Source organism: Tardiphaga sp. 619_E2_N8_4 (genome assembly GCF_051810905.1).
Classification (GTDB): Bacteria; Pseudomonadota; Alphaproteobacteria; order Rhizobiales; family Xanthobacteraceae; genus Tardiphaga; species Tardiphaga robiniae.
In genome coordinates this window covers 1-16127 of the sequence record NZ_JBPWQJ010000001.1, presented here as the reverse complement: position 1 = coordinate 16127, position 16127 = coordinate 1, and the positions used below count along the sequence as shown (strand labels likewise).

The window sequence follows — 16127 nt, the reverse complement described above, 5'->3', positions numbered from 1 at the left end:
TTACGATGATGCCCGCGACCCCGGCCCTTTGTAATCCGGAAACCGCGACAACATGGCGGTCTTCAGGAACTTGAAGTGCGAGATGCTGACAGCAAGGTCACGCAACCGGCGCTGGCCGTTTGAAATTTCGGTCTCGAACAGGTCCAGGTGATCGCTGTCGAGCTTCTCCCGGGTCAGATACTCATCGTCCCCATTGCCGAAGGTTACAGCCGCGCGCGCCAGCACATCGTCAACGCGACGGGTGAGGCCGGCCTGCTCGGCTTCGGCATTGCTGAGTGCGCTATCGAGGGCCGAAAGGACGTAATCCAGCCGCTCGCGATCAGTTTCGGCATCGCGCTCAGCCGAACGCGCCCTGAACTCACGCTCACCGACAAGGCTGCGAAGATAGTTCTGGGCACGAGCCCGCAGGAACATCTGGAACATGCCGTATCCGGTCCAAGCGCGCGCGGCGGTATGCCGCGCAATGGCGCAGCTTGGCCGATTATGGTGATCAATCGGTTAAGAAATCGGATACGTAATCAGGCAGGCCTGCAGAACATCGCGATCGCCAACTCGATCCGCGTGTTGAGCATGCGCCGGTTGAGGCGATAGCTGTTATCCGCCATCAGCCTGAAGTGATCATTGGCGAACACCATGCCGGGCAGTAGCCGCATCATGCCGGACATTCCGTCCGGCTTATAGCGGTCGCCAGGGAATTCCGGCTATCCTCCCGAAAAATGAGAGGGATGGGAACAAATGCCGCTGTCTTCGGGCGACCGCCACGGGATCGACGACCTCAGCGGCAAAGCGAGTGCCGCGCGGTTTACGGAAACAATTCGGCCGCGGCTGTCGGTGCCTTTGGTCGCAGCGCCGATGTTTCGCGTGTCAGGCCCGGAACTCGTCATTGCCGCGTGCAGGGCTGGCGTGATCGGTTCGTTTCCGACGGCCAATTGTCGAACCGATGATGAACTCGATGGCTGGATAGCGCGCATTCTCGGCGCGCTCGGGCCGGACGACGCGCCGTTCTGTCCGAATCTCATCATTCGTCGCGAGAGCTTGCAGGATGATCTGGCGACGGTGATCCGGCATGGCTGCGAGATGGTGATCACCAGCGTCGGACCGCCGGATGCGGTCGTCGGTCCGCTGCATGAGGCAGGCTGTATGGTGTTTGCCGATGTAGCTTCGATCCGGCATGCGAAGAAAGCCATTGCAGCGGGAGTCGATGGGCTCGTCTTGCTAACGGCGGGTGCCGGCGGGCAGACCGGCTGGGTCAACGGTTTTTCGTTTGTGCGTGCGGTTCGCTCGTTCTGGGAGGGGCCGGTCGTGCTGGCCGGCGGTGTGTCGGACGGGCAGGCGGTGTTTGCCGCCGAGGTGCTCGGCTGTGATCTCAGCTATATGGGCACCAAGTTCATTGCCACCAAGGAGAGCATGGCGGTGGACGAGTACAAGCGGATGCTCGTCACGTCCGAGCTCGACGATGTCCTGCTGTCACGGGCTTTCACCGGCCTGGAAACCAATACGCTGGTTCCCTCGATTGTCGCCGCGGGCCTTGATCCGAAAGATCTGCCGACGGACATGACCAAAGAACGCGCCGATGCGCTCTATGGCCGGCAGGCGACGTCCGGGGTCAAGCGATGGCGCGACGTCTGGAGCGCAGGCCACTCTGTCTCTGGTGTTGCTGCAATCGAGCCCGTAGCGACGCTGGTCGCCCGCACGCGCGATGAATATGAGACTGCGCGCTCAGCGCCGCGCCGTTCAGTCGGGAGCTAGCTAGTCAGATGCACGGCTGGGTTGCGGCGCGATATCGTATTCGCGGTAGCGGCTGCCAGTCTCATTGTTGTCATAACGGCTACCGCACTGCCGATTCACACGCTAAACCACACGCCATCCCCGCGCGCCTGGGGCCGATCTGCTCGGCGCTCGGCCGCATCTCTCCCGCCTCATCGCGCGATCTGCGCCAGGCGGCTTCGTACCGATAGAGGACTCTCATGCGTGATTTCATGGCCGTTGCCCGTTCCGTCGCCGTTGCCGAGCACGGGATGGCGGCAACCTCGCATCCGTTGGCGACGCTGGCTGCAGTGGAAATGCTGAAGTCGGGCGGTAATGCCATCGATGCGGCGCTGGCGGCGGTCGCCGTGCAATGCGTGGCCGATCCTGCGATGACGGGCATCGGCGGCGATTGTTTCGCCCTCTATTCGCCAAAAGGCGGCGCGCCGATCGCGCTGAATGGCTCCGGCCGTACGCCGGCCAAGATCGATTCCGAGAAATATGCGGCATCCGGCGCCCGCGACATTCCCGAGACGTGCGTCGAGACCGTCACCGTGCCCGGCGCCATCGATGCCTGGTGCACGCTCAGCAAGGATCATGGCTCGAAGCCGCTGGCCGACGTGTTTGCCGCCGCCATCGATGCCGCCGAGAACGGCTTCCTCATCACGCCGCGCGTGTCCGCCGACTGGGCCAAATGGCGCCGCAAGCTGGAACTGCATCCCGACGCGACCGCGCAATACCTGCCGGGCGGCCATGCCCCCGCGGTCGGCGACAAGCGCGTCCAGCCGGCGCTCGCTGCCACGCTGCGCCGGGTCGCGCGCGAGGGCCGTAACGGCTTCTACCAAGGCCAGGTGGCCGACGACATCATCACCACGCTGCGTGCCGTTGGCGGCGTGCACGAGGCCGATGATTTCAATGAGCAGCGCTCCGACTATGTGACGCCGATCTCGGCCAATCATCACGGCTATGATGTCGCCGAATGCCCGCCAAACGGCCAGGGACTCGCCGCACTGATGATCCTGCGCGTGCTGGCCGGCTACGACATGGCCAATCTGAGCGAGGCCGACCGCATCCATGTGCTCGCCGAGGCGACCAAGGCGGCCTATCGCACGCGCGATGCGTATTTCTGCGATCCGGCCTATGGCCAGGTCGATGTCGAGCGCTTCCTGTCGGACAAATTTATCGGTGACCTTCGCGCCAAGATCGACATGAAGCACGCTTCGCCGGAAGAGCATTGGGACTCGGTCATCCACAAGGACACCGTCTATCTGACCGTGGTCGACCGCGATCTCAACGCCGTGTCACTGATCAATTCGCTGTTCGGCCCGTTCGGTAGCGGCATCTATGCGAAGAAGTCTGGCGTGCTGCTGCATCACCGCGGCTGGAGTTTCCGCGCCAAGCCCGGCCATGTGAATTCGCTTGGCCCGCGCAAGCGGCCGATGCACACGATCATCCCGGGCATGCTGATGAAGAACGGTCGCGCGGTCATGCCGTTCGGCGTGATGGGCGGCCATTATCAGGCCACCGGCCATGCCCAGTTCATATCCGATGTGATCGACCGCAAGATGGACATCCAGGCCGCTGCCGAGGCGCCGCGCTCGTTCGCGACCAACAACCTGCTGCAGCTTGAAAAGACCATCCCGGAAGCGGTGCGCAACGATCTGGCCGCCCGCGGCCATACGCTGCAGATGATGGATACCGGCATCGGTGGCTGCCAGGCCATCCAGATCGATTACGAGCGTGGCGTGCTGCTCGGCGCCTCGGACCACCGCAAGGACGGCCTCGCACTCGGCTTCTGATCGATCAGGACAAGGCGCGATGGCGAATTTCAGGTCCCATCGCGCCGTGACTGGTCCGGAGTTCGCCAGTCTTCTACCGATAAGCTCGAATTCTCTGCATCCAGCGGAAGAGGCTCTGCGCCTGGCGGACAAGCGTGCGATTGGTAACTGCCGGTTAACTCAGTTAGATTTTGACCGAGTTCGCCGATGAAAATTTCAGACTTTGGCGGTATCGGGTGCTTCGGGGAGAAGCGACGTGGTCAAATTCTGGAGATCAATTTTCGTAGGCGTTCCGGACCATGTCCGGATCGAACTCATCGACATGCTCTTCCAGACGCGTGTGCCGCTCTCGATTGCCGGCTTCACACTGGCCATTGTCTCGTGTCACGTCGCCATTAGTTCTGCGAATCCATGGTTCTACGGGTTGAGTGCAGCCGGAGTGATCGTCACGATCTTCCGCGTGGCCACCGAAGGCGTCTATCATCGCAGTAAGGGTCAACGCAGCTTCACCATCGCCGCGGCCGAGCGATGGGAGCGGCTTTACGCGTGGAGCAGCTACGTCTTCGCAGGGCTGATCGGAATACTCGGCGCAGCAACCTTCTGGGCGAAGAATCCGGCTCATCAACTCCTGGCGACCGCGTTGGTGTTCGGCTATGCGGCCGGCATCGTCTGTCGGATTTCCGTCCGGCCGGGGATCGCATTGCCTGCCTTGATGCTGGTCGCCTTGCCGACGGCGTTCGCGGCGCTCGCCCGCGTCGATAGCAATCTGGCTTTCTATGCGGTGATCCTGATCGCGTTCCTGCTCGGCAGCTTCGAGACCGTGCGTTTCATCTATCGGCAGAATATCGAGCAGATTTCGCTCAAGCATGAATTCTCGACCCTCGCGCGGCACGATGCGCTGACGGGCCTGGCCAATCGGCTTGGCTTTCAGGAACGCCTCGCGATCATCGCCGCGCGCGCCAGGGCGGTGGGCTGTCTCATTGCCGTTCACAGCGTCGACCTCGATCGGTTCAAGGAGGTCAACGACGTGCATGGCCATCCCGTAGGCGATGCGCTGCTGCAGGCGGTCGCGAGCCGGCTCAGCGGAATTTTGCGCGACGGCGACTTCGCGGTGCGCATGGGCGGTGACGAATTCGTCGTGGTGCAATCCGTCGTTGGCAATCGCGAGGAGGCAATGTTGCTGGGCCGCCGCATCATTCGGACGCTCTCGGAGCCGTTCATCATCGATGGCCTGGAACTGACCGTTGGCGCCAGCGTCGGAATAGCCATCGGCCGCGAGGGTGACGATCCCTGCGATCTCACACCTGCTGCCGACAGGGCACTTTACGCATCGAAAGCCAGCGGTCGAAACCGCGTGACCTTTGCCAAGCCGGTGGATGCCGAGACAATCGCGCGGGCAGGCTAGCGTCCACGCAATGAGCGTGGGCTGAGCCGCGCCAGATAAGATTTTCTGCAGATCGGAAAAGCTGACAGCGCATCGACAGGATCGGTGCGAGCGGGTTGACAGGCATAAAGGAATGTAATGTTATAACATTACAAATATAAAGAGCCTGATGTACCGTACCCTCAAAAGACTGTTCGATCTCGATGCAAAAACTCCCCGTCACAGTCTTGTCCGGCTTCCTCGGGGCTGGAAAGACAACTTTGCTGAACCACGTGCTGAACAATCGTCACGGCCTGAAAGTGGCGGTGATTGTGAACGACATGAGCGAGGTGAACATCGATGCGGCCCTGGTTCGCGATGGCGGTGCCAACCTGTCGCGGACGGATGAGAAGCTGGTCGAAATGACCAATGGCTGCATCTGCTGCACGCTCCGCGACGATCTGCTGAAGGAGGTGCGGGCGCTCGCCGAGAGCCGGCGGTTCGATTACCTGCTGATCGAATCCACCGGAATTGCAGAGCCGCTGCCGGTGGCCGCGACTTTCGATTTCCGCGACGAGAACGGCGACAGCCTGTCGGACGTGGCACAGCTCGACACCATGGTGACGGTGGTCGATGCGGTGAACCTGTTGAAGGACTATTCCTCGACCGACTTCCTGCAGGACCGCGGCGAGGCCCTCGACGGTGACAAGCGGACGCTGGTGGATCTGCTGGTGGAGCAGATCGAATTCGCGGATGTCGTGGTGCTCAACAAGGTCAATGACGCCACGCTTGAGCAATGCAACAGCGCGCGCAAGATCATCTGTGCGCTCAATCCCGATGCCGATATCATCGAGGCAAACTTTGCCAATGTGCCGTTCGACCGCGTGCTCGATACCGGCCGTTTTGATTTTGAAAAGGCGCAGCAGCATCCGCTCTGGCACAAGGAGCTGTATGGCTTCGCCAACCACGTGCCGGAGACCGAAGAATATGGCGTGACGAATTTCGTCTATCGCGCGCGGCGGCCGTTCGATCCCATGAAGTTTCAGGCCTTCCTGCGCGAGAGCTGGGCCGGCGTGATCCGCAGCAAGGGGCATTTCTGGCTGGCAACGCGGCCGCAATGGGTCGGGGAGCTCAGCCAGGCCGGTGCCATCGTGCGCACCGAGGGCATGGGATTCTGGTGGGCCAATGTCCCCGTCGATCGCTGGCCGGACGATCCGTATTGGCGGCAGTCCCTGAAGAAGAACTGGAACGAGATCTATGGCGACCGGCGTCAGGAGATCGTCTTCATCGGTTCCGACATGGATGAGAGCGATATCCGTCGTCGGCTCGATGCCTGCCTCGTGCCCGGCAAGCCCGGCATGGATATCGCAGGCTGGGCTGCGCTGGTCGATCCGTTTCCGGCATGGAAGCGGACGGACGAGATGGCGTTCTCGTGACGCGTCAAGTCGCCGTCAGCGGCGCGTGGCACAGCACCTGGAAGCGCGACGTCGCAGATGTCTGGTGAAATAGGCCGATGCGGTCGATCCGCAGTGAGGTGAGATCAAGTGTAGCGAACCGCTGCTGCAGCATCGCCAGTACCGCGGCGCTGCGCTCGGGTGCAAGCCGTCCGGTCAGCGTCATGTGAAAGCGGAAGTCGTCGCGCACATAGGGATAGCCGAAACGATCCAGCTGCTCGACCTGCCGCGGCGTCAGGTTCTCCGGTTTGCGGCGCGCGCGATCGTTGGGCGTCATCGGTGCGCGGAACACCTCGAATCCCTCAACGCAGGCCTGAGCCAGTATGGAAAGTTCAGCAGAGGGCGCATCCGGCACCACAGCCGTGAAGCCGCTGATGATACGAACCACCGGCGAGATTTTCGGAATGGCGCGGGGCATTCGCGCGAAGTCATCGAAGGCTGCGATCAGGTCGGCTTCGGTGGCTTCTGGTGCTAGCGAGAACGGTGCCTTCAGCGTGGCGTGAAAGCCGTATTTGCGTGGGTCCTTGATGACAGCCGGCCAGTCCGGCGCCTGTATGATGAGGTCACCGGGAACCAGCACGTCATTGCCGGTGAAAGGATCGTAGCCGAGGATTTCGGCGCCGAAGCGGGAGAGGGCACTGTCGGTGTCGGGGGCGTAATAGATCGCGTAGCGCGGGAATTCATTCATGGCCGCACCATAAAGCCGCGTCACGCTGCGGCAATAGCTTTGCGTTGCGCGGCACGCACCGGCTGAAGCCGTGTGGCATCGGTGAGATGCACGAGCTTGCCCTTTACAATCACGGCGACGATGCGCGGCCGCAGCGCGACGCTGTCATCGACGAGCAGGAGATCGGCACGGCGCCCGCCTGCGATCTCGCCGCGATCGATAAGTCCGGCGGCCTTTGAGGGCGCGGACGAGATCAGCGCCCAGGCCTGCGGGAGTGACAGGATACGATCCTCGACCAGTCGGAATGCGGCCAGCAATTGCGCGGGATAATAATAGTCCGATGCGAGGATCGAGCAGAGGCCCTTGGCGATCATGTCGGACGCCTTGGTCCAGCCGGTATGGCTGCCGCCGCGCACCACATTGGGCGCGCCGAACACGATGAAATCGCCGGCATCGGCGGCGGCTTGTGCGGTTTCCACGTTGATCGGGAATTCGGCGATATTGACGCCGAGCCTGCGGAAGTCATCGCGCATCGCAGGCGTTGCGTCATCATGCGAGAGCGTCGGCACGCCGGCAGCGCTCGCCGCTTTGGCGAGGCGGGCAATCGAGGCAGGCACCTCATCGGTGCGCGACAGCACGCGATCGACCAGCTGGTCGAAGGCATCGCTCGTGAGGCCGGTGCGTTCGACCATCCGCGCGCGCTTTGCCGGCTTTGAGATGCCGGCGATGTCCATATGATCGTTGAAGGCGAGCAGATCGATGCGGCCGGCCTGCAGCCAGCCGACGATCTCATCTTCGGCGTCGAGATTGAACGTCTCCTGCCGCAGATGGAAGCGCGTGTCGGAGGCGAGCTTCGGCCGCAGCGTCTCGATGGCATCCAGCAGCTTGCGGGCGTTCTCCGCGCCGCGCAGGCCCGGCTCCCAGGACCACGTGGTGCCGTGAAACACTGTGGTGATGCCATTGGCGATGGCCTGCCGGTCGCTGTCGATCAAGGCGACATCGACCGGGAAGTCGACGCCGGGGCGCGGCATCAACTGCCGCTCGAAGGCGTCGCCATGCAAGTCGACGATTCCCGGCAGCACCAGCAGATCGGAGGCATCGAGGCCGAGCGCGCCATGGGGCGCATCCGATCCGATGTCCGCAATCACGCCATCCCCAATCTGCAGCGAAGTCTCGGCGATGTCCTGGCCGAGCAAAGTGCGTCCGCCGTCGATGAAAAGTCCAGTCATGTCACTGCCATCTGCCTGGGCGCCTTGACGCCTTTATACTTGCTCAAGAAATCCTCGACCGGGAGCTTGCGGAAATCCGGTAGCGCCTGTCGTAGCATCTCGTGGTCCCAGTTCCACCAGGCGAGGTCCATCAGCCCGTCTTCCACGGCTTCCGAAAATCGTCGCCGCACCGGCCGCGCCGGATTGCCGGCGACGATCGTATAGGGGGCGACGTCCTTGGTCACGATGGCCCCGGCGGCGATCACCGCGCCGGTGCCGATATTGCGGCCGGGCAGCACGATGGCGCCATGGCCGAGCCACACATCGTGGCCGATAGTGCAATGATGTTCGCGTCGCCAGGCAAAGAAGTCGGCGTCGTCGCTCTCGCCGGGGAAGTAGGCACTGGCGCGATAGGTGAAGTGGGCTTGCGTCGCCCGGTGCATCGGGTGATTGCCGGGATTGATCCGGATCATCGCCGCAATCGAGCAGAACTTTCCGATCGTCGTGTAGGTGATCTGGCCGTCATTCACGACATATGAATAGTCGCCCATCGTCACCTCATTGAGGATCGTGCGCGCGCCGACTTCGGTATAGGCGCCGAGCTCGGTATCGACGAGTTTCGCGGTGGGATCGACCGCTGGCGTGAGCGAGAGTTGTTTTCCGGCCATGTGACGCTCGTGCGACGGAAGAGGAATCGGTGGGTGATATATTAGAGTGTGCGCTGGCGCGCGGGCACCTCTTCGGTCGGTTTCGTGACGGCGTCGTGACGTTCACATGAATTCGGGCGTCCTTTTCCCGCAACGACGATAACCCGTATGCGCAGGGCACATGTCACATCATTGTTAAACGCGGGCGTTACCGGTGGCGATGTCTATTGTCATTGGAGTGGCTCATGCTGGTGGTGGATAAGCTGACGTGCCGTTTCGGCGCCAAGGCTGCCGTCGATAACGCGTCGTTCGAGATCAAGCCCGGCGCATTCGTCGGCGTGATCGGTCGTTCCGGTGCCGGCAAGTCGACCATGCTGCGCATGATCAATCGCCTGTGCGAGCCGACCGAAGGCCGTATCGTATTTGATGGCACCGATGTTACCGCACTCAAGGGCCGCGATCTGCGCAAGTGGCGCGCGCGCTCGGCGATGATCTTCCAGCAGTTCAATCTCGTCGGCCGTCTCGACGTGCTGACCAATGTGCTGATGGGCCGTCTGGCCGAGATGCCGCAGTGGCGCTCGCTGACCCAGATGTGGCCTGAGGACGACCGTGCGCTGGCGATGTCGGCGCTGGAACAGTTCGACATGGCGCAATATGCCTCGCAGCGCGCCGATCAGCTCTCCGGCGGTCAGCAACAACGCGTCGCCATCGCTCGCGCCTTGGTGCAGCAGCCCGACATTATCCTCGCCGATGAGCCGATCGCCTCGCTCGATCCGCGCAACACCCGCATCGTCATGGATGCATTGCTGCGTATCAACAAGCACTTCGGCATTACCGTGATGTGCAACCTGCATTCGCTCGATCTGGCGCGCACCTATTGCGATCGCCTGATCGGCATGTCCGCTGGCCGCGTCGTGTTCGATGGCGCGCCTTCCGCGCTCACCGAACATATCGCCCGCGAACTCTACGATCTCGAAGCCGACGAGGTGATGGGATCGGCGCATATGCCGACGCCCGCCCGCGTTCCCGAATACGGCGTTGCCGCCGTCGCGTGATCGCCGTGCGTTGAAAGTATCGCGGTGACGTCATCGTAACGATGGCATCGCCGCGATAGACGCGCCTTCTACCAAGAAAAAACGTTTCACCTCAGATCAAAACAGGGACTGTCATGATCAACCGTCGCTCCATTCTGCTCAGCGCCGCGGCGCTGGCTTTCGCCGCCACCTCGGCCTCGGCCCAGGATTACAAGGCCAAGTATCCGGAACTGACCTTCGCCATCATCCCGGCGGAAAACGCCTCGGGCGTCACCGAGCGCTGGGCGCCCTTCGTCGCCTATCTGTCGAAAGAACTCGGCGTGAAGGTCAATTTGCGCATCGCCAATGACTACGCAGCCGTCATCGAAGGCCAGCGCTCCGGCAACATCCACATCGCCAGCTATGGTTCGGCCTCGTTCGCGCGCGCCCGCCTCACCGGCGTGAAGACCGATGCCTTTGCCAACGACATCAACATCGATGGCTCGACGGGCTATTACTCGGTGTTCTTCGTCAAGGCGAACAGCGCTTACAAGACCATCGATAATCTGAAGGGCAAGAACCTCGGTCTGGTCGATCCGAATTCGACCTCCGGCAACAACGTGCCGCGCTTCGAGCTGGACAAGATGGGCATCTCCGATGCCGACACCTATTTCAGCAAGGTCGTGTTCACCGGCAGCCACGAAAATGCGCTACTGGCGCTGTCGCAGGGCACCGTCGATGTCGCCGCCAACCAGTGGACCAACGACAACGACTCGACGCTGCAGCAGATGCTGACCAAGGGCATGCTGAAGAATGCCGACGGCACGCCGATGAAGAAGGAAGACTTCCGCATCATCCACAAGTCGGCCCCGATCATCAACGGCCCCTATGCCTATAGCTCCGACCTGCCGGAAGAGCTGAAGGTCGCCATCGCCAAGGCCTTCGTCGATGCACCGACCAAGGACAAGGCGGCTTTTGATCGCCTGTCGGACGGCCAGAAGAAGGGCTTCCACGCCGCGACCACCAAGGATTGGGACGCGACCATCGACCTGATCAAGTTCGTGGACGCGCTTCGCAAGAAGAAGGCGTCCTGATCGCCAGACGATTGAAGGGAGCCGGATCAGAAATGGTCCGGCTCCTTTTCTGTGTTTGATCCCAGATAGGCCCGCACATCATGTCCGCCGCCGTTTCCATTCTTCCGGCTCCGCAGCTCGCTGCGCTGAACGACGCCTATCGCAAGGCGGTGGCACGCCGGCGGTTGCGCACGCTGTTCGTTGTGGTGGCTTGCTTTGCAGCGCTGTTCGTCGCGGCGCTGGGCGCCGAGGTTAATCTCAGGACCTTCATCGAGAAGATCGGCAACTTCGGCAGCTATTTCGATCGCATCTTCACGCTCGAAGCCGGCACCCGGGTCTGGACAGATGTCAATGAATGGTTCTGGGGTTGGAAGAAGTGGCTGTCGCTGCTCGGCGAGACCGTGCTGATTAGCTATGTCGGCACGCTGATCGGCGCCGTGCTGGCCTTCGGGCTGAATTTTCTCGCGGCCGAGAACACTGCGCCCTCAGTGCCGCTGCGCTTTGCCGTGCGCCGCTTCATGGAATTCTGCCGGACCGTGCCGGATATCGTGTTCGCGCTGATCTTCGTCATCGCCTTTGGCCTCGGCCCGATGGCCGGCGTGTTGGCCATTGCGATCCACTGCGTTGGGGCGCTCGGCAAGCTCTATGGCGAGATCGTCGAGAATATCGACATGAAGCCGGTGGAAGGCATTCGCTCGACCGGAGCGGGCTGGATCGACTGCATGCGCTTTGCGGTGCTGCCGCAGGTCGCGGCCGGATTTGCGAGCTACACGCTGCTGCGCTTCGAGATCAATGTGCGTGGTGCCTCCGTGATGGGCTTCGTCGGCGCCGGCGGCATCGGCCAGGAACTCGTCGTTGCTGTCAGAAAGTTCTACTATTCCGACGTCAGTGCGATCCTGCTGATGATCATCGTCACGGTCTTCATCATCGACATCGGCACGGGCTGGCTGCGCGGCCGTCTGTTCGGCAAGGAAGCCAGATCATGAACAGGCAGCCTGACATCAATACCCCCGCATTGCGCGGGCGCTATCCCGATGTCTTCAACCGCCCGATGGCCTCGCGCGCTGGCGTGCCCGCCATCCTGGTCGCGGCGCTGGCGCTTTTCATCTTCGGGCTCAATGAACTCGATTTCTCGCCGGCGCGGATGTGGACCGGCCTGCGCGAACTCGGCTGGATCACCATGATGATGATCCCGCCGAATCCCGGTTCGTCGCTGCCTGCCTATCTGCAGGCGATGGGCGAGACGCTGTCGATCGCCTTGCTGGGCACGACTTTGGCCGCGGTGTTCGCGCTGCCGGTCGGCCTGCTCGCCGCACGCAACGTCATTCCGTCGGCCTGGCTGCGCTTTCCGGTCAGGCGGTTTCTGGATTCGATCCGCGGTGTCGATACGCTGATCTGGGCACTGGTCTGGATCAATGTCGTCGGTCTCGGCCCGTTTGCCGGCGTGCTGGCGATCGCGATTTCGGATTTCGGCGCGTTCGGCAAATTGTTCTCGGAAGCTATCGAAGCCGCCGACAAGAAGCAGGTCGAGGGCATCCGCGCTTCCGGCGGCAGCGCGATGCACGAGATTCGTTTCGGCCTGATGCCGCAGGTTCTGCCCGTTATCGCTGGGCAGGTGCTGTATTTCATCGAGTCCAACACCCGCTCCGCCACCATCATCGGTATCGTTGGCGCGGGCGGCATCGGTCTTCAGCTCGCCGAGCAGATCCGCGTGCTGGAATGGCAGAAGGTCTCGTTTCTGATCCTGATGATCCTGGTCGCCGTGGCGGCAATCGACTGGATCTCCAGCCGATTGCGCTTTGCCATCATCGGTCGCCGCGCGGTGGCCTAACAACACATTCTGTCATGGCCGGGCTTGTCCCGGCCATCCACGTCTTTGTATGCGGCCAAGACGTGGATGCCCGGCATGGCGCCGGGCATGACGAGTTCTAGTTAGATCCAGGGTGGATTAGTTGATCACGCCGCCGCTTTGTGGCGCTCCTGTTCGGCCTTGAACAGTTCGAACTCTTCGGCAACCGCGCGCACGATGCTCGGCCGTTCGCGCAGGCGCTTGTGATAGGCCTTGATCGCCGGCCAATTGTTCAGATCGATTTCCGGCAACACCATCGTCCAGTTCAGCACCGTGACGAGATAGGCGTCGGCGACGCTGAACCTGTGGAGCAGGAAGTCGCGTCCGGTGAGATGGTTTTCGAGATAGGTCAGCCGCGACAATCCGCTTTGTAGTGCATAGGCCTTCATCTCCGGGGGCGCCTTCTTGGCCAGCAACGGGACGAACAGCCCCTTGTGCAGTTCCGTGCCGATGAAGCAGAGCCACTGCTGCAGCCGGCTGCGGTCGATGCCCGAACCCGCGGCGATGGGGGACTGCGGAAACCAGTCGGCGACATGCTGCAGGATCGCGGCATTCTCGGTGAGGATGACGCCATCGTCGGTGCGCAGTGTCGGCACCAGGCCGAGCGGATTCACGTCGCGGAAATCCGAACCGTCGTTGCGCACTTCCTTGTTCAGTGGATCGACCTCGAAGAATCGCGCGTCGGCGCCGGCTTCGGCCTCATACAGCGCGATGCGGGTGGCCATCGAACAGGCCATCGGGGAGAAATACAGATCCATGGAAGCCTCCTTGAGATGGCGGACTGTTACGACCTGTCCGCCGGTTGATTTTCGTACCGTCTCGCATAATATAAATTCGGTCAAGGAATTTAATGCGAAATGGTACAAAAAAAGAAAAAACCTGTTGTCGAGGCGAAGCCGGAGGTGGCCACCGAGCCGAAGCGCCGCGGCAGGCCACGCGCCTATGAGCCCGACGTGGCGATCGGGCAGGCGCTGGCGCTGTTTCGCAAAGGCGGTTATGCGGCGACGTCGCTGGACGATCTCAGCGAAGTGACCGGCATGAACCGGCCGTCGCTCTACGGCGCCTTCGGCGACAAGCGCGCGCTCTATATCAAGAGCTACCAGCGCTATCGCGACGACTACACCGTCCGGGTCATCGCGATCTTCAAGGCCGATATCGACATCCGGGAGCGGCTGCGCCGGTTCTTCGATGCGGCACTCGACATCTACACCACAGGCGATACCGCGCCGCGCGGCTGTTTTGCTGTCATGACGGTGGCGTCCGACGCTATCGCCGATCCGGAGATCGGCGCGATGATGCGCGAAAATTTTGTCGAGCTCGATGACGCCTTTGGCTGGTGTTTCAAGACCGCCGTCGCGCGCGGCGAATTGCCGGAGACGATCGATGTTCCCACGCTGTCGCAGATGGCGTCTGCGATACTGAATATGCTCTCGATTCGGTCCCGTGCCGGTGTTCCGCGCGCAGAGCTGGAGGCGTTCCTGCAGAAGGCGGTCGGCCTGTTATGCCGGTCCTCCGCATGACGTGTTCCACGTCGCCGCGCTCCCAACAATAATTTCCGCTAACCTGTCGGGATCGCACGATGCCGACCGTCTTTCATCCAAGGAGACCCCATGCTTTACGCCATCCTCTGCTACCATGATGAAGCCGTTGTCGGCGGCTGGTCGAAGGACGAAGACGACGCCGTGATGGCGAAGCTTGCCGTTGTGCACGGCAAGCTCGCGCAGCAGGGCCGGCTCGGCCCGGTGGCGCGCCTACTGCCGACTACCGCAGCGACAACGCTGCGCAAGGACGAGCCGCCGGTGGTGCTGGATGGCCCCTTCGCTGAAACCAAGGAACAGTTGCTCGGCTTCTATGTGGTCGAGGCAGAAAATCTCGACGGCGCGCTGGAGATTGCGCAGGACCTCGGCCGCGCCAATCCCGGCGGCGCCTATGAAATTCGCCCGATCGGCGTCTTCCACGGAGCGTTCCAGCCATGACCGATGTCGCCTGGATCGATGCGGCGCTGACCTCGGCGCGTCCCCAGGCGCTCGGTGCGTTGCTGCGCTATTTCCGTAACCTCGACACCGCGGAGGAGGCGTTCCAGAACGCCTGCCTGCGCGCGCTGAAGACCTGGCCGCAAAATGGCCCGCCGCGCGATGCCGCGGCCTGGCTGATCATGGTCGGTCGCAACGTCGCTATCGACGATATCCGCCGCGGCGCGAAGCAGCAGCCGCTGCCGGAGGACGACCACGCGATATCCGATCTGGACGATGCCGAGAGCGAACTCGCCGAGCGTCTCGATGGCTCGCATTATCGCGACGACATTCTGCGGCTGTTGTTCATCTGCTGCCATCCGCAACTCCCGGCGACGCAGCAGATTGCGCTGGCACTGCGGATCGTCTCGGGCCTGACAGTGAAGCAGATCGCCCGCGCGTTCCTCGTCTCGGATGCCGCGATGGAACAGCGCATCACCCGCGCCAAATCTGCCGTCGCCAAGGCCAATGTGCCGTTCGAGACGCCGGGCGCGCCGGAACGCAGCGAGCGTCTCGCTGCCGTGGCCGCCATGCTCTATCTGATCTTCAACGAGGGTTATTCGGCGTCAGGCGAGAGCATCGATCTGCGCGCGCCGTTATGCGAGGAAGCAATCCGCCTGGGCCGGCTGCTGCTCAAGCTGTTTCCAGCCGAGCCTGAGATCATGGGCCTCGTAGCGCTCATGCTGCTGCAATATGCCCGCTCGGCGGCGCGTTTCGATGCCAATGGTGCGCTGGTGCTGCTCGACGATCAGGACCGCACGCTGTGGAACAGCAAGATGATCGCCGAAGGCCTGGCGTTGATCGACAAGGCGATGCGCCATCGCCGCACCGGCGCCTATCAGATCCAGGCTGCCATTGCCGCGTTGCATGCCCGCGCGGCGAAACCGGAAGACACCGACTGGGCGCAGATCGAGTTGCTTTATGGCTCGCTGGAAATTCTGCAGCCGTCGCCGGTGATCACGCTCAACCGCTCGGTGGCGGTTTCGAAAGTGCGCGGTCCCGAAGCCGCGCTGGAGATGATCGCGCCATTGGCCGCAAAGCTCTCGAACTATTTCCACTTCTTCGGGGTGCAAGGCGCCTATCTGATGCAGCTCGGCCGCAACGATGAAGCGCGAGAAAGCTTCAACCGCGCCATCGCGCTGGCCAATACGTCGGCGGAGGCCGATCACATCCGGATGCATCTCGATCGGCTGATGCTGGAGAGCAAGCCGCCGAACAGTAGCCGCAAACGAAAGACGGGCGAGACGCTTTCTGCTCCCTCCCCCCTTGCGGGGGGGGGCCGGGGGGGGGGGTAACTACAAGCGATGGCGTGTGTGG

General features: G+C 62.3%; 17 protein-coding genes. 11 read left to right on the top strand and 6 right to left on the bottom strand.

Annotated features, from left to right (window positions below; genetic code table 11):
- Positions 1-423, bottom strand: coding sequence for a hypothetical protein (locus tag AB8A23_RS00085; RefSeq protein ID WP_116661170.1), 423 nt, complete (start codon positions 421-423; stop codon positions 1-3).
- A gap of 95 nt (positions 424-518) precedes the next feature.
- Positions 519-656: a hypothetical protein gene (locus tag AB8A23_RS00080; RefSeq protein WP_158596757.1), complete on the bottom strand. Its 138-nt coding sequence runs from the start codon at positions 654-656 to the stop codon at positions 519-521.
- A 79-nt stretch (positions 657-735) separates the two neighbouring features.
- Here AB8A23_RS00080 and AB8A23_RS00075 point away from each other — a divergent pair, with 79 nt between their 5' ends.
- From AB8A23_RS00075 to zigA, 4 genes are all read left to right on the top strand, one after another.
- Positions 736-1749: a nitronate monooxygenase gene (locus AB8A23_RS00075; RefSeq protein WP_120288515.1), complete on the top strand. Its 1014-nt coding sequence runs from the start codon at positions 736-738 to the stop codon at positions 1747-1749.
- A 218-nt stretch (positions 1750-1967) separates the two neighbouring features.
- Entirely contained in the window at positions 1968-3545 is a 1578-nt protein-coding gene (gene ggt, locus AB8A23_RS00070) for a gamma-glutamyltransferase (RefSeq protein ID WP_439057241.1), read from the top strand.
- A gap of 235 nt (positions 3546-3780) precedes the next feature.
- On the top strand, positions 3781-4929 hold the full coding sequence (locus tag AB8A23_RS00065) for a GGDEF domain-containing protein (protein ID WP_093759426.1): 1149 nt from the start codon (positions 3781-3783) through the stop codon (positions 4927-4929).
- A gap of 182 nt (positions 4930-5111) precedes the next feature.
- The gene (zigA, locus tag AB8A23_RS00060; RefSeq protein ID WP_439057242.1) at positions 5112-6323 is read left to right on the top strand and encodes a zinc metallochaperone GTPase ZigA; all 1212 of its coding nucleotides are present in this window, start codon (positions 5112-5114) and stop codon (positions 6321-6323) included.
- Between the two features lie 4 nt (positions 6324-6327).
- On the opposite strand, the gene AB8A23_RS00055 is transcribed toward zigA, so the two are convergent.
- From AB8A23_RS00055 to AB8A23_RS00045, 3 genes are read right to left on the bottom strand one after another with little or no spacing between them, the layout of a single operon-like run.
- Positions 6328-7029: a DUF1045 domain-containing protein gene (locus tag AB8A23_RS00055; protein WP_184513635.1), complete on the bottom strand. Its 702-nt coding sequence runs from the start codon at positions 7027-7029 to the stop codon at positions 6328-6330.
- A 20-nt stretch (positions 7030-7049) separates the two neighbouring features.
- Positions 7050-8237, bottom strand: a complete 1188-nt coding sequence (locus AB8A23_RS00050) for an alpha-D-ribose 1-methylphosphonate 5-triphosphate diphosphatase (protein WP_439057243.1) — start codon at positions 8235-8237, stop codon at positions 7050-7052.
- Positions 8234-8884: a chloramphenicol acetyltransferase gene (locus tag AB8A23_RS00045; RefSeq protein ID WP_089262021.1), complete on the bottom strand. Its 651-nt coding sequence runs from the start codon at positions 8882-8884 to the stop codon at positions 8234-8236. Before AB8A23_RS00045 ends, AB8A23_RS00050 begins: the two co-directional genes overlap by 4 nt.
- A gap of 224 nt (positions 8885-9108) precedes the next feature.
- Between AB8A23_RS00045 and phnC the strand changes: the two genes are divergently transcribed.
- The 4 genes from phnC (at position 9109) to phnE (AB8A23_RS00025) (ending at position 12780) form a co-directional block, all read left to right on the top strand.
- Positions 9109-9918 carry a phosphonate ABC transporter ATP-binding protein gene (gene phnC / locus AB8A23_RS00040; RefSeq protein ID WP_120288521.1) on the top strand — a complete coding sequence of 270 codons (810 nt, stop codon included), beginning with the start codon at positions 9109-9111 and terminating at the stop codon, positions 9916-9918.
- Between the two features lie 113 nt (positions 9919-10031).
- A complete protein-coding gene (gene phnD / locus AB8A23_RS00035; protein ID WP_093759422.1) occupies positions 10032-10970 on the top strand; it encodes a phosphonate ABC transporter substrate-binding protein in 939 nt (312 codons plus the stop codon).
- An 80-nt stretch (positions 10971-11050) separates the two neighbouring features.
- Positions 11051-11935: a phosphonate ABC transporter, permease protein PhnE gene (gene phnE, locus AB8A23_RS00030; RefSeq protein ID WP_093759421.1), complete on the top strand. Its 885-nt coding sequence runs from the start codon at positions 11051-11053 to the stop codon at positions 11933-11935.
- Positions 11932-12780, top strand: a complete 849-nt coding sequence (gene phnE / locus AB8A23_RS00025) for a phosphonate ABC transporter, permease protein PhnE (protein ID WP_439057244.1) — start codon at positions 11932-11934, stop codon at positions 12778-12780. Before phnE (AB8A23_RS00030) ends, phnE (AB8A23_RS00025) begins: the two co-directional genes overlap by 4 nt.
- A 125-nt stretch (positions 12781-12905) precedes the next feature.
- On the opposite strand, the gene AB8A23_RS00020 is transcribed toward phnE (AB8A23_RS00025), so the two are convergent.
- Positions 12906-13556, bottom strand: a complete 651-nt coding sequence (locus AB8A23_RS00020; protein ID WP_439057245.1) for a glutathione binding-like protein — start codon at positions 13554-13556, stop codon at positions 12906-12908.
- Between the two features lie 99 nt (positions 13557-13655).
- Here AB8A23_RS00020 and AB8A23_RS00015 point away from each other — a divergent pair, with 99 nt between their 5' ends.
- From AB8A23_RS00015 to AB8A23_RS00005, 3 genes are all read left to right on the top strand, one after another.
- Complete coding sequence (locus tag AB8A23_RS00015; protein WP_439057246.1) at positions 13656-14318, top strand: TetR/AcrR family transcriptional regulator; 663 nt, start codon at positions 13656-13658, stop codon at positions 14316-14318.
- 90 nt (positions 14319-14408) lie between these two features.
- A complete protein-coding gene (locus AB8A23_RS00010) occupies positions 14409-14774 on the top strand; it encodes a YciI family protein (protein WP_092139199.1) in 366 nt (121 codons plus the stop codon).
- Positions 14771-16105: an RNA polymerase sigma factor gene (locus tag AB8A23_RS00005; RefSeq protein ID WP_439066010.1), complete on the top strand. Its 1335-nt coding sequence runs from the start codon at positions 14771-14773 to the stop codon at positions 16103-16105. Before AB8A23_RS00010 ends, AB8A23_RS00005 begins: the two co-directional genes overlap by 4 nt.
- Positions 16106-16127 lie beyond the last annotated feature (22 nt).

What these genes read in the sequence shown, in the direction of transcription:
- phnE (WP_093759421.1), top strand. Translation starts at nt 11,051, where the DNA reads ATGTCCGCCGCCGTTTCCATTCTTCCGGCTCCGCAGCTCGCTGCGCTG.
- AB8A23_RS00015 (WP_439057246.1), top strand. Translation starts at nt 13,656, where the DNA reads ATGGTACAAAAAAAGAAAAAACCTGTTGTCGAGGCGAAGCCGGAGGTG.
- AB8A23_RS00080 (WP_158596757.1), bottom strand. Translation starts at nt 656, where the DNA reads ATGATGCGGCTACTGCCCGGCATGGTGTTCGCCAATGATCACTTCAGG.
- AB8A23_RS00050 (WP_439057243.1), bottom strand. Translation starts at nt 8,237, where the DNA reads ATGACTGGACTTTTCATCGACGGCGGACGCACTTTGCTCGGCCAGGAC.
- phnD (WP_093759422.1), top strand. Translation starts at nt 10,032, where the DNA reads ATGATCAACCGTCGCTCCATTCTGCTCAGCGCCGCGGCGCTGGCTTTC.
- zigA (WP_439057242.1), top strand. Translation starts at nt 5,112, where the DNA reads ATGCAAAAACTCCCCGTCACAGTCTTGTCCGGCTTCCTCGGGGCTGGA.
- AB8A23_RS00055 (WP_184513635.1), bottom strand. Translation starts at nt 7,029, where the DNA reads ATGAATGAATTCCCGCGCTACGCGATCTATTACGCCCCCGACACCGAC.
- AB8A23_RS00020 (WP_439057245.1), bottom strand. Translation starts at nt 13,556, where the DNA reads ATGGATCTGTATTTCTCCCCGATGGCCTGTTCGATGGCCACCCGCATC.
- AB8A23_RS00045 (WP_089262021.1), bottom strand. Translation starts at nt 8,884, where the DNA reads ATGGCCGGAAAACAACTCTCGCTCACGCCAGCGGTCGATCCCACCGCG.
- AB8A23_RS00075 (WP_120288515.1), top strand. Translation starts at nt 736, where the DNA reads ATGCCGCTGTCTTCGGGCGACCGCCACGGGATCGACGACCTCAGCGGC.
- ggt (WP_439057241.1), top strand. Translation starts at nt 1,968, where the DNA reads ATGCGTGATTTCATGGCCGTTGCCCGTTCCGTCGCCGTTGCCGAGCAC.
- AB8A23_RS00010 (WP_092139199.1), top strand. Translation starts at nt 14,409, where the DNA reads ATGCTTTACGCCATCCTCTGCTACCATGATGAAGCCGTTGTCGGCGGC.
- phnC (WP_120288521.1), top strand. Translation starts at nt 9,109, where the DNA reads ATGCTGGTGGTGGATAAGCTGACGTGCCGTTTCGGCGCCAAGGCTGCC.
- AB8A23_RS00085 (WP_116661170.1), bottom strand. Translation starts at nt 423, where the DNA reads ATGTTCCAGATGTTCCTGCGGGCTCGTGCCCAGAACTATCTTCGCAGC.
- AB8A23_RS00005 (WP_439066010.1), top strand. Translation starts at nt 14,771, where the DNA reads ATGACCGATGTCGCCTGGATCGATGCGGCGCTGACCTCGGCGCGTCCC.
- phnE (WP_439057244.1), top strand. Translation starts at nt 11,932, where the DNA reads ATGAACAGGCAGCCTGACATCAATACCCCCGCATTGCGCGGGCGCTAT.